We start from the raw sequence: 10799 nt of genomic DNA, 5'->3' as shown, positions 1-10799 counted from the left end.
AAGAAAGCAAGTAATAAATAAACTCTCTCGCCTTTGTGCCTCTGTGCCTTTGTGCCTATTTCCCAATTTTATTCTCACCGAGCTAAACACATACTTATCTTTTGATTATTTCTTTTATTTTATCACAAAAAGCCCTTGCCTCTTGGGCATAATCCTCTATTTCTCTTTTAGTAAGCCAGCCTTCATAGAAATTCGTATGAAGCATACCTGCTAAACCGAATTGTTTCTTTAAATAGGGCTCTTTTTCCTCTTCGGAAAGATTATCCACCGCCTTAAATAGCCACATATGCCCATTGTGCTGAATACCTTTAGCGGTTGCCCAAGCCTTTACCATTTGTGCAGCTCCTCCCCAATATTTCTCAGAGGCTTGAAGCAAGTTATTCTCACTTAGCTCCTTTTCGGCCTCTTTTATATATCTATCTGCCTGGTTTATATAGCGTTTTACCTTAAGGTTATTTTTACCCATCTTTATCTTTGTACGTGTTTAGCTTCTCTCTTAACCAAATTACCATAGCCGTTGTTTAGCTGTCCTATATACCTAGGCACAAAGGCACAAAGAAAGCAAGTAATAAATAAACTCTCTCGCCTTTGTGCCTCTGTGCCTTTGTGCCTATTTCCCAATTTTATTCTCACCGAGCTAAACACATACTTATCTTTTGATTATTTCTTTTATTTTATCACAGAATGCCTTTACTTCCTCCCCATAACTTTCTATTTCACCTTTAGTCAGCCATCCTTCATAGAAATTTGTATGTAGGGCAGAAGCAAGACCGAATTGTTTCTTTAAATTATGGTCTTTCTCTTCACAAGAAAGATTATCGGCTGCTTTGAATAACCAGATATGGCCATTATGCTGTATGCCCTTATACTCTGCCCATGCCTTTAATATTTGAGCAGATGCTCCCCAGTATTTCTCAGATGCCTGGCAAAGCTCTCCTTTTTTAAACTCTTTTTCAGCCTGCGTTATGTATCTATCCGCCTTTTCTATATATCGCTTTACCCTAAGGTTATTTTTACTCATTTTTATTTTTTATCTAATCTTTTCAATAAAATCCTTTGCCGCTTTTAATGCCTCTTTAACCACATTCACATTGTAAAGATTTCCCCTATAATAACCTGCTATGTGTAAGGTATCATAAAGCATCTCAAATTCCCTGATTAACTTTCCATTATGAATAACCAAGTGCTTTCTTAATACCGCCCTATATCCATCTATTGAGCTGGGAAGCCCTTTTTTGTAAATTGCCTTTTTTCAATCAAATATTCCTTTATTGCCTCAAGAATAGCCAAATATGCTATCCCAAATGCCTCTCGGACAGGCTTAATCTCGGTATAAATATTATCCTCTACTGGAATAGAGCTTAATATCTCCTTTGCATTGTTTAAATATCTTAATCCCTCTTTTCATCTTTCTTTTTCTTCCTTATTTTTTTATTATTTCTTTTATTTTATCACAGAATGCCTTAATTTCTGAGGCAGCTGTTTCTACCTCATCCTTGGTAAGCCAGCCTTCGTAAAAATTGGTATGAAGCATACCTGCCATTAAGAATTGTTTTTTAATTAAAGGGTCATTCGTTTGTAAAGAAAGCTTAGAAACACCCTCAAAAAGCCAGGCATGGCCATTATGACGCATCTCTAAAGATTCTGCCCAAGCCTTTACCATTTGTGCGGCTGCACCCCAATATTTTTCCGAAGCTTGAAGTAAGTTATCCTCCTTAAGCTCTTTTTCACCCTCTTTTATGTATTTATTTGCCTGCTCTATATATCGCTTTACCTTAAGGTTATTTTTATTCATTTCCATAGCTTCTCTTTATAAAAGGAATGGCGACAATTGCCTCTATCTCTGCACTTGGATTATTTGGCGGAGCCTCTGAGTCTATAAAGACATCAAACGCCCACCAATGGCTAGAAAATCCCCTTGCTGGGTGTATTGTCTCACCAACTATATTCCACCTTTTTATCCGATAGCAACCCATACCTGGTCTATCTTCTCCTAGACAAGGCTCTAATATATCCCTTGGAACATCAAACCTATGATTTTTGATGATCCATCCTGCAAGGGCAAAGATTCCTGCCTCTGCTCCATAGAATGTCTTTAAGCCCTTTTTTAGCTCTGCGGTTGTCTTGACATTTGAGATGGTTATAACCGCAATGGTAATTGCCATCACAACAAACAGAAGAGAAAATATAATGGCAACAAATAAAGCAGCACCCCTTTTTTTCTTAAAACTCATCTTCATATCTTAAATATAACCTAAAAATTAAAATTTGTCAAGTTTTTTTGCTTTTAGCTAAACACATACAAAATATTATACCTTGAATTCCTTTGAGCTGGGATTTTTTCTGCACCCTTTATAAGATTAACCATTTTCTCTATATTTAAATGATATTCTATGCCTGTTTTTTTTATAACTTCCTCTTCCATTAAAATTCCTCCCAGATCATTTGCTCCAAAGAATAGGGCAATTTGGGCAATGTTTGGTCCCTCGGTTACCCATCCTGCATGGATATTTGGAATATTATCAAGAAATATTCTTGAGATTGCTAATGTTTTTAGGTAGTCAATCGCCCCTCTCTGTTTTATCCTTGAAAGCCCTGTATGCTTTGGAGAGAATGTCCAGGGGATAAAAGCCTTAAATCCACCTGTTTTATCCTGGAGGTTTCTTATTTTTATAAGATGCTCAATACGCTCCTCTATTGTCTCACAAATTCCAAATGTCATTGTGGCCGTTGTATGCATTCCGATAGAATGGGCTTCCTCCATTACATTAAGCCATTCATCTGCACTTAGCTTATTTGGCGATACCTTTTTTCTTACCCGATCGCACAATATCTCAGCTGCTCCCGGCAGGGAAGAAAGCCCTGCGGATTTTAAGGAAATAAGCACATCTTTTATAGAAAGACCCTCTTTTTTTGAAAGAAAGACAATCTCAGAGGGAGATAAAGAATGAAGCCAGACATTAAACCTTTTTTTAATAGAGGAAAGGAGGTTACAATACCAGGAAAGGGAAAGCTCTGGATTAAGACCACCTTGAAGCATAACCTGGGTTCCTCCAATCCTTACCAACTCCTCTATTTTCTTTAGAATTTCATCAAGGGAAAGTAGAAAGCCATCCCCTTTTTTCCTTGCAAAGAAGGCACAAAATTTGCATTTTGCTATGCAGATATTGGTAAATGTAATGTTTCTATCAATAACAAAGGTTACATAATCCTCTGGATGAAATTTTTTTCGGACCTTGTCTGCCATTTTTCCTAAGGAGAATATATCAAGGGAAAATAGCTTAATTGCCTCTTCTTTGCTTATTCTCATTTTTTGATATTTTATATTACAACTAGGTGTTTTGCAATTTTATTGTTATTAAGATAAAGAAAGTTGTATAATTTTAAAACCTATGGTGATAAACAAAGGCCTTGCTAAAAGAATTGCGGTGATCTCTGGAATTGGATGGGTAATGGTTGCCTCTTGTTTTATTGGTCTTGGAATAGGCTATTATCTTGATAAATTCCTTAAAACATCGCCCCTTTTTACTATTATCTTTTTACTACTTGGGATAATTGCCGGGTTTTATGAAGGAGTAAGGATGATCATCAAGTCTCTAAAGAATCCTTAAAAAATGACAGAGGCAATAATTGTCTCAGCAGGAAGGTCTAAGAGGACAAAAAGGGATAAATTATATTTTCCATTAAAGGGAAAGCCCCTTATATTCTATACAATAGAGGCGATGTTAAAGGCTGTTTCATCTATTATCCTTGTTGTCTCTGAAAAAAGGCTCAATTGGTGGAAGGAAAACAATATCTTCGGGATAAAAAAAATAGCCATTGGCGGAGAAAAAAGGCAGGATTCTGTTTATAATGGGCTAAAGATGTTGGATAAAGATACAGAGATTGTGATTATCCACGATGGTGCGAGGCCATTTGTAAGTAAAGATTTAATAGAGCGGATTATTTCTTCTGCAAAAGATGAGGGAGCGGCTGTTCCTGGCATTAAAAGTAGCTCAACGGTAAAAATGGTAAAGGATGGTTGGGTTTTAAACACCTTAAACAGGGAAAATTTATGGCTTATTCAGACACCGCAGGGTTTTAAGAAAGAGATAATCCTATCCTCCTATAAAAAGGCATACGAATCTGGATTTTATGGAACGGATTGTGCAAGCTTGGTTGAAAAGGCAGGGTTTAAGGTAAAAATTGTCGGAGGGGAGGAGAAAAATATTAAAATTACCACCGCCTTTGACCTTTTTCTTGCAAAGGCAATCGTATAATTTTAAGATTTTGTTTTCTCCTGCCTTTCTTCTATAATCTTGCTACTTATATGGCTTGGAACCTCCTCATAGTGGGAAAATCTCATTGTATAGCTTGCCCTTCCCTGCGTCTGCGACCTTAAGCTTGTGGAATATTTATACATTTCAGCTTGGGGAACAAATGCCTGGATACGCTCGCCTTCAATCCCTAATATCCTTCCCCTCCTTCCATTCAAGTCAGATACTATATCACCTGTATATTCCTCTGGGCTATAGACATCAACCTCCATAATAGGCTCAAGAAGATAGGCACTTGCCTTGGAAAATGCATCCTTAAAGGCAAATGAACCGGCAAGCTGAAAGGCAATATCAGAGGAATCAACCTCATGGAATGAGCCATCATAGAGGATAACCTTTACCCATTTTACCGGATATCCTGCCAAAATTCCTTTATCCATTGCCTCCTTTACACCCTTTTCAACCGCAGGGATATACTTTGCAGGGATTGCTCCACCAAAGATTTTATTTTCAAAGACGAATGGCTCTTCACTATTTAGAGTAAGTGGCTCTATGTGGATAAGGCTATGGCCATATTGACCCCTGCCACCGGTTTGCCTTTTGTATTTTCCCTCTCCCGATGCCCTTATTTTTATTGATTCCCGATATGGAATCCTTGGCTTTTCTACATTAACCTCTACTTGAAACCTGTGTTTTAATTTATCCAACATAATCTCAAGGTGCAATTCACCCATACCCGAGATGATTGTTTGAGAAAGCTCAACATCATAATGGGATGTAAATGTTGGGTCTTCTTCAGAGAGCTTGTGTAAGCCATTACTTACCCTCTCCTGATCTTGCTTTGTCTTTGGGTTTATGGCAAGCGAGATACTCTGCTCGGGAAATTTAATCTCGGGAAATGTTATCAAATACCTTGGGTCACATAAGGTATCAGAGATTTTCACCCCTTTAAGCTTAACCGCAACGCCTATATCACCCGCAGGAATTCCTGAGATATCCTGTCTTGTCTTTCCACAAACAAACATAAGATGACCCAATTTTTCTTTGTGTTTTTGTCTTGAATTATAAACCTCGCACCCCGATTCCATCTTAAAGGATAAAACCTTAACAAATGTAAGCTCGCCTACATGGGGATCTGAAATTACCTTAAAGACAAAGCCAGAAAATGGGCTATCCTTGTTCACCAATACCTCCTTGTTTTCTGGATTTAATGCTATGGTTTTGTGATAGGCCGGAATAAATGAAATAATGGCATCAAGTAGCTCTGTTATCCCTATTTCTTTTAAAGATGAGCCACAAAGGATAGGGAATATTTTTCTTTCTCTAATCCCAGAGGTAAGCCCCTCCATAATCTCGGAAGATGAAAGCTCACCCTTTTCCAAATATTTCTCAAGGAGTTTATCGTCTGTTTCAGATATTGCTTCAAGAAGCCTCTCTTTTTCAGGGCAATCCTCTTTTAAAACATCCCTTATGGATGAAAAATTAGCTCCCCTTCCATTGGGAATGAATAAGCAAGGAGAGGAAGGAGAGAGCTTTTTTCTTATCTGCTCAATTGTTTTATTAAAATCGGCATTCTCCTTATCAAGCTTATTGATAAAAATAAGGAGGGGAAGGTTATATTCGGCTGCAATTTTTCCCACATTCTCTGTTCCTACTTGAACACCTGCTTCAGCATCTATAAGAAGGATTACACCCTCAACCGCCCTTAATCCTGCCCTTACCTCACCGATAAAATCAAAATAGCCAGGGGTGTCAATAATGTTTATTTTATACCCCTTGTATTCAAAAAAGCCTATATTTGATGATATGGTTGTCTTTCTCTTTCTTTCTTCCTCTCCATAATCAAAAAAGCTTGTTTCTAAATCAACCGAGCCAAGCCTATCTATTTTTCCTGTTTTGAATAAAAGGGCTTCCGCTAAAGATGTTTTTCCTGCCCCTCTATGGGAAACGAGGGCAATATTACGAATCTTATCAGAGGAATACACAAGCGTATTATATAATATATTGAAAAAAAAGGCAAATATTTCTTGTAAAGTATGCTTTAAGGGAACAAATGAACTCCGAAATCAAAAAAGCAAATTCAAATCTTCTTCTTGTCTACCTAAACACATCCGCAATTTATTCATCGATAATATCAACCAGCCTTTTTATTTCATCCAATCTATCCCTTGAGGCAACCAGGATATTCCCCTTTGAATATGCAATCACAAGATTTGAGATTCCCATGGTTCCAATATTACCATTTTCTGAATAGATAATGCAATCCTTTGTCTCAATCCCCTTATGATTGCCAAAGACAATGTTGCTACTTTCATCTTTCTTATGAACCCTTAAAAGGGAGGAATATCCTCCCATATCATCCCACAAAAAATCTCCCTCAATCATTCCAATGTTTTTAATCTGCTCCATTATACCATAGTCAATGGAAACTTTCTTTAACTTCTTGAATTCCTTAAGATTACCTTCGGAAAGAACCCTAAAATGCTCAGGAAGAAATTTTTTAAAATGGCTCTGCATCGTTTTATTTTTAAAGATAAAAATCCCCGAGTTCCAAAAATAATTTGGGTTTTTTATATATTTCCTCGCCTTTTCATAATCTGGCTTTTCCACAAACCTGGCTACCTTGTAGATGTTTTCTTTCAGAAGGCTTTCTTTTTCAATATAGCCATAGCCTGTTTCTGGCCTTTCTGGCTTTATCCCAAAGACCAAGACAAAATCTGGGTTTTCTTCTAAAAATTTTATTCCCGAGATAAGGCCCTTTTGAAAGGCTTTATTCTCAGAAATATAATGGTCGGATGATAAAACAAGCAATGTGGAATTAGGAGGAAGGCTAAAGCAGGTCAGGCCAATTGCCGCTGCGGTATCCCTTGGCTCTGGCTCAATGATATAGTTTTCACAAGATGACCAAGGAAATATCTTTTGAGCAAGATTTTTATGCTCTTTGGATAAAACAAACCTTATTTGCTTAGATGAAAATATATCAGAGACCCTATCTAGGGTTTCTTTTATTAAAGGCTTTTCTGTTATTAAAGGAAGGAATGGCTTTGGCTTTTCTTTTGTGGAAAGGGGCCAAAGCCTCTTTCCAGGCCCTCCCACCAAAATAACAACATATGTATTATCTTCCATAATCATCCTCTATTCTTTCAATATCATCTTCTTCTATATAATCTCCAAAGGCTATTTCAATAACAACAAGGTCTTCTTTTCCTTTGTTTTCTAAGCGATGGGGAGAGGATACAGGAATAAAAACACAATCTCCACTTTTAAGGATTAGCTCCTTATCAGAAACCCTGACATTTGCACATCCCGATACAACAACCCAATGTTCAGACCTTTTGTGGTGAAGCTGAAGGCTTAATCTATGGCCAGGATAAACCTTTATCCTCTTTACCTTAAAATTCTTTCCAGAATCCAAGACATCATACCTTCCCCACGGTTTCTCTTCAAAGATCATTTAAAGATTATACAATCTTTCTAAGATGTTATCATCTTTTATCCAGAATAAATTTTAAGAAAAGCGGTAAAAGTAATGGATAAGATTAAGAATAATACAGGAAAAAATCCCTGCCAGGACATCATCCATCATAATTCCAAGCCCGGCTTTGAGCCTTTGGGAATAGCGAATGGGAAAGGGCTTTATAATATCTAGAGCTCTAAAGAGGAAAAATCCTAAAAAAAGATAGAAAAGAGAATTTGCCATGCCAATCATTGTTATCAAAAAACCCGCCACCTCATCTATGACTATCCTCCTGTCATCCTTTATTTTTGAGGCATCTTCAGCAATCTCTGCTATTTTTATTCCTCCTATTGTAACCAAGAGGGTTATAAGAAGATAAAGTATCTTTTGTTGGCTTGCAAGAAGAAAGATTAAAACACCAATCAATGTTCCAAAGGTTGCTGGGATAATAGGCATCTTTCCCAATCCAAAGCCATAGGCTGTAAAAAGAATGAGCTTTTTCATTTATAGATTTATCGCGATAATGGCTATCACAAGGAGGATAAGAAGGAGGATAATATAGACAAGTGGTCCAAAAAGAATTATTGAAGGTCTTATTCTGGGATTGAAATTTTTTACCATGTTTGCTATCTCAAAGTCTTCAAAGCCAAGAAATCTGGCATATTGCCTAATCATTTGGATAGCAGATGAGACCTTGGGAAAAACAGATATATCATCATTCTCAAGTGAAGAAAGATACCTTTTTGAGACAAACATCCTCCTTTCTATCTCCTCAAGGGTCAATCCCATATTCTCCCTTTTTTCTTTAAGAACTTTTCCTATTTGCATATTCAATTTAATAAATCCTAAATTACTTTGCTTCTTTCCATGGAATGGGGAAGAATATACTTTTGTATGAATTGAGGGCAGACATATCAGAAAGGCTTACGATATAATCAGAGATAAGCCTTTCAATTGGTACATTTTTAAGAAACCAAAATTTCTCCTCTATCCTCTCTGGATTCTTAAGGTAATACGAATATAGCTCCTCAATAACCCTCTTTGCCTTTTCTGCCTCCTCCTGTATCCTTGGGTGTTGATATAGGTTTTTGTAAAGATATGCTCTCAAGCTTGCGGTTGCCTCTAAAACCTCCCTTTCCATCCCGATATAATCCTTTTCCAGGCTCTCTGTAATCACAGCCTTGATCATCTTGTTTATCCTCTCTGAGCTTTTTCTTCCCAATAGCTTTATCTCTTCCTTTGGAAGATCCTCAATTGATATAAGTCCTGCCTCCTCTCCATCCTGAATATCATGGTTTATATAGGCAATTTTGTCGGAAAAGAGAACAATTGCACCCTCCAGTGTAATTGGCCCTGCTTTTTTAAAATCGTAAGCCAACAGGTCATCTTCTCCCAATGAATGCTTTAATATTCCATCTCTTGTCTCATAGGTAAGGTTTAATCCCTCCCCATCCTTCTCTAATACCTCCACTATCCTTAAAGATTGTTCAGAATGATTAAAACCAAGTGGGCAAACACCCCTTAAGGCATCCTCGCCTGTATGACCAAATGCAGGATGTCCAAGGTCGTGTCCCAGAGCAATTGCCTCGGTTAAATCCTCATTTAGCCTTAAAGCCCTGGCAATTGTCCTGGCAATTTGAGCAACCTCAATCGTATGGGTAAGCCTTGTCCTGATAGATTCTACCTCGGGAAGTAAGAATACCTGTGTTTTATATTTAAGCTCCCTAAATGCCTTTGAATGAATTATCCTGTCCCTATCCCTCTGGAATATTGTCCTTATCGAGCAAGCTTCCTCCTCCTTTTCCCTTCCCATACTCTTGCTTGAGAGGGTTGCATATTTTGAGAGCCTCTTTTTCTCAAAATCCTCAACGATTTCCCTAATCACCATTTTATAAATCCTTACCTTAATTTTGACTTTTGACTTTTCATTTATATCCTGCTGGTGCATCAACCAAAAAGAGCTTTGTAAATAACTCCCTTTTCCTTGCCTCAATATCCCTCTTGTAGATAAATGCCTCTTTTTTGATATATGTTTCCACCTCGGGATATTCATTTCTATATAGCCCACTTAAACCCCTTCTTTTTACAATAAAACCAGCCTTTTTCTCCTTGTATTTATATATTGGATTTATTATGGGATTTTTAAGGTTCTCAAGAATATCTATTGCATATTCCTTAAATATTTTTGGGTTTTTTGTAAGGATAAGGGAAAAGGAGGCAAAGTTTCCCACATCCTCGTTTATAGAAATATCTAGCTTTCCTTCAAAAGCGGATTCCTTTATTTTATAATCCGGAACTGCCCTGTATTCCATTCCTTTAAATAACCTGAGATAATCAGAGGGTGCAAGTGGAATGCCTGATACAGGATTCTCCCTATTTTTGTTATGAAGGTGGGAGAGAAATATTGTACCATTATCTTTCAATATTCTCATAAACTCAGAAGATAAGGTCTTCTTTGCTTCTACAAAATGGAATGAATCCAAAGAGAGGATATTAGAAAATGTATTATTGGAAAAGGGAAGGGAGAAATCTCCATCAAGGCAGATAAACCTTGCCTCCTTACAGAAGAATTTCTTTGCTAAATAAAGGGCAGAAAATTGCCTGTCAATGGCTGTAATCCTTTCTGGTGCTATCCATTTTGAAAGAAAGAATAAGCTATGGCCTGTGCCGCAGCCAAAATCCAAAATTTCACCCTGCATATCCTTAATAATAAAGGTAAGGGGAATAAAGGATAAAAATGTTGGCGAGGAAAACCTATATCTTGTGTATTCTGTCCAGAATCTGTAGCCCCAAAGACCCATTGTGGTAAAGAAGCTCATTCTATGTAAGGCTGCCCAAGCAAAAAATAGGCTTTTGCTCTCCTTCATCAAAAAGAGAAATGCCGCCTTATCTGGCTTTCCCTTTTTTATATACTCAATTGCCCTCTTTGTTTCATCACCCTTTTTTAAAATAAGGATGTTTGAAAGGAATGGCCATTCTGAACAGGCGCATTTAACAATGCCATCTGCCCATTCTATTTCGCTTATCTTAAGCTCCCCCCCACAATATGGACAAAACAATCCTTCTAGTTCCATTTAACAAGTATA

At 37.3% G+C, this 10799-nt stretch carries 15 protein-coding genes and 1 pseudogene; 2 read left to right on the top strand and 14 right to left on the bottom strand.

Annotation, left to right across the window (positions count from 1 at the left end):
- Positions 1-94: 94 nt before the first annotated feature.
- From AB1397_02185 to mqnC, 7 genes and pseudogenes are all read right to left on the bottom strand, one after another.
- Positions 95-466, bottom strand: a complete 372-nt coding sequence (locus AB1397_02185) for a PaREP1 family protein (GenBank protein MEW6481800.1) — start codon at positions 464-466, stop codon at positions 95-97.
- A gap of 183 nt (positions 467-649) precedes the next feature.
- Positions 650-1021, bottom strand: a complete 372-nt coding sequence (locus tag AB1397_02180) for a PaREP1 family protein (GenBank protein ID MEW6481799.1) — start codon at positions 1019-1021, stop codon at positions 650-652.
- Positions 1022-1030: 9 nt separating this feature from the next.
- A complete protein-coding gene (locus AB1397_02175; GenBank protein MEW6481798.1) occupies positions 1031-1243 on the bottom strand; it encodes a DUF5618 family protein in 213 nt (70 codons plus the stop codon).
- Positions 1213-1389, bottom strand: a pseudogene (locus tag AB1397_02170) (DUF5618 family protein). The gene AB1397_02175 and the pseudogene AB1397_02170 overlap by 31 nt, the downstream one beginning before the upstream one ends.
- 34 nt (positions 1390-1423) lie before the next feature.
- A complete protein-coding gene (locus AB1397_02165; GenBank protein MEW6481797.1) occupies positions 1424-1795 on the bottom strand; it encodes a PaREP1 family protein in 372 nt (123 codons plus the stop codon).
- The gene (locus AB1397_02160) at positions 1788-2240 is read right to left on the bottom strand and encodes a hypothetical protein (GenBank protein ID MEW6481796.1); all 453 of its coding nucleotides are present in this window, start codon (positions 2238-2240) and stop codon (positions 1788-1790) included. Before AB1397_02160 ends, AB1397_02165 begins: the two co-directional genes overlap by 8 nt.
- 47 nt (positions 2241-2287) lie before the next feature.
- Positions 2288-3310 carry a cyclic dehypoxanthinyl futalosine synthase gene (mqnC, locus tag AB1397_02155; protein MEW6481795.1) on the bottom strand — a complete coding sequence of 341 codons (1023 nt, stop codon included), beginning with the start codon at positions 3308-3310 and terminating at the stop codon, positions 2288-2290.
- A gap of 118 nt (positions 3311-3428) precedes the next feature.
- Between mqnC and AB1397_02150 the strand changes: the two genes are divergently transcribed.
- Both AB1397_02150 and ispD read left to right on the top strand, forming a co-directional pair.
- Entirely contained in the window at positions 3429-3611 is a 183-nt protein-coding gene (locus AB1397_02150; protein ID MEW6481794.1) for an AtpZ/AtpI family protein, read from the top strand.
- Between the two features lie 3 nt (positions 3612-3614).
- Positions 3615-4259 carry a 2-C-methyl-D-erythritol 4-phosphate cytidylyltransferase gene (gene ispD, locus AB1397_02145; protein MEW6481793.1) on the top strand — a complete coding sequence of 215 codons (645 nt, stop codon included), beginning with the start codon at positions 3615-3617 and terminating at the stop codon, positions 4257-4259.
- Positions 4260-4261: 2 nt separating this feature from the next.
- On the opposite strand, the gene AB1397_02140 is transcribed toward ispD, so the two are convergent.
- The 7 genes from AB1397_02140 to AB1397_02110 all read right to left on the bottom strand — a co-directional run bounded on the left by AB1397_02140 (position 4262) and on the right by AB1397_02110 (position 10787).
- Positions 4262-6241, bottom strand: coding sequence for an elongation factor G (locus AB1397_02140; GenBank protein MEW6481792.1), 1980 nt, complete (start codon positions 6239-6241; stop codon positions 4262-4264).
- 133 nt (positions 6242-6374) lie between these two features.
- Positions 6375-7382: a sugar phosphate nucleotidyltransferase gene (locus AB1397_02135; GenBank protein ID MEW6481791.1), complete on the bottom strand. Its 1008-nt coding sequence runs from the start codon at positions 7380-7382 to the stop codon at positions 6375-6377.
- Positions 7372-7710: a phosphomannose isomerase type II C-terminal cupin domain gene (locus tag AB1397_02130; protein ID MEW6481790.1), complete on the bottom strand. Its 339-nt coding sequence runs from the start codon at positions 7708-7710 to the stop codon at positions 7372-7374. The genes AB1397_02135 and AB1397_02130 overlap by 11 nt, the downstream gene beginning before the upstream one ends.
- Positions 7711-7764: 54 nt before the next feature.
- Positions 7765-8217, bottom strand: a complete 453-nt coding sequence (locus AB1397_02125) for a phosphatidylglycerophosphatase A (protein ID MEW6481789.1) — start codon at positions 8215-8217, stop codon at positions 7765-7767.
- On the bottom strand, positions 8218-8541 hold the full coding sequence (locus AB1397_02120; GenBank protein MEW6481788.1) for a helix-turn-helix transcriptional regulator: 324 nt from the start codon (positions 8539-8541) through the stop codon (positions 8218-8220). It lies immediately after the preceding gene.
- 22 nt (positions 8542-8563) lie between these two features.
- Positions 8564-9601: a deoxyguanosinetriphosphate triphosphohydrolase gene (locus tag AB1397_02115; GenBank protein ID MEW6481787.1), complete on the bottom strand. Its 1038-nt coding sequence runs from the start codon at positions 9599-9601 to the stop codon at positions 8564-8566.
- 37 nt (positions 9602-9638) lie between these two features.
- Positions 9639-10787: a class I SAM-dependent methyltransferase gene (locus AB1397_02110; protein ID MEW6481786.1), complete on the bottom strand. Its 1149-nt coding sequence runs from the start codon at positions 10785-10787 to the stop codon at positions 9639-9641.
- Positions 10788-10799 lie beyond the last annotated feature (12 nt).

The organism is bacterium, from assembly GCA_040756715.1.
In the GTDB taxonomy this organism is placed as follows: Bacteria; UBA9089; UBA9088; order UBA9088; family UBA9088; genus JBFLYE01.
The sequence above is the reverse complement of the archived record's forward strand: the minus strand, read 5'-3'. Positions and strand labels throughout refer to the sequence as shown.

What these genes read in the sequence shown, in the direction of transcription:
- AB1397_02115 (MEW6481787.1), bottom strand. Translation starts at nt 9,601, where the DNA reads ATGGTGATTAGGGAAATCGTTGAGGATTTTGAGAAAAAGAGGCTCTCA.
- AB1397_02110 (MEW6481786.1), bottom strand. Translation starts at nt 10,787, where the DNA reads ATGGAACTAGAAGGATTGTTTTGTCCATATTGTGGGGGGGAGCTTAAG.
- AB1397_02165 (MEW6481797.1), bottom strand. Translation starts at nt 1,795, where the DNA reads ATGAATAAAAATAACCTTAAGGTAAAGCGATATATAGAGCAGGCAAAT.
- AB1397_02130 (MEW6481790.1), bottom strand. Translation starts at nt 7,710, where the DNA reads ATGATCTTTGAAGAGAAACCGTGGGGAAGGTATGATGTCTTGGATTCT.
- AB1397_02135 (MEW6481791.1), bottom strand. Translation starts at nt 7,382, where the DNA reads ATGGAAGATAATACATATGTTGTTATTTTGGTGGGAGGGCCTGGAAAG.
- AB1397_02120 (MEW6481788.1), bottom strand. Translation starts at nt 8,541, where the DNA reads ATGCAAATAGGAAAAGTTCTTAAAGAAAAAAGGGAGAATATGGGATTG.
- AB1397_02125 (MEW6481789.1), bottom strand. Translation starts at nt 8,217, where the DNA reads ATGAAAAAGCTCATTCTTTTTACAGCCTATGGCTTTGGATTGGGAAAG.
- AB1397_02180 (MEW6481799.1), bottom strand. Translation starts at nt 1,021, where the DNA reads ATGAGTAAAAATAACCTTAGGGTAAAGCGATATATAGAAAAGGCGGAT.
- ispD (MEW6481793.1), top strand. Translation starts at nt 3,615, where the DNA reads ATGACAGAGGCAATAATTGTCTCAGCAGGAAGGTCTAAGAGGACAAAA.
- AB1397_02160 (MEW6481796.1), bottom strand. Translation starts at nt 2,240, where the DNA reads ATGAAGATGAGTTTTAAGAAAAAAAGGGGTGCTGCTTTATTTGTTGCC.
- AB1397_02185 (MEW6481800.1), bottom strand. Translation starts at nt 466, where the DNA reads ATGGGTAAAAATAACCTTAAGGTAAAACGCTATATAAACCAGGCAGAT.
- mqnC (MEW6481795.1), bottom strand. Translation starts at nt 3,310, where the DNA reads ATGAGAATAAGCAAAGAAGAGGCAATTAAGCTATTTTCCCTTGATATA.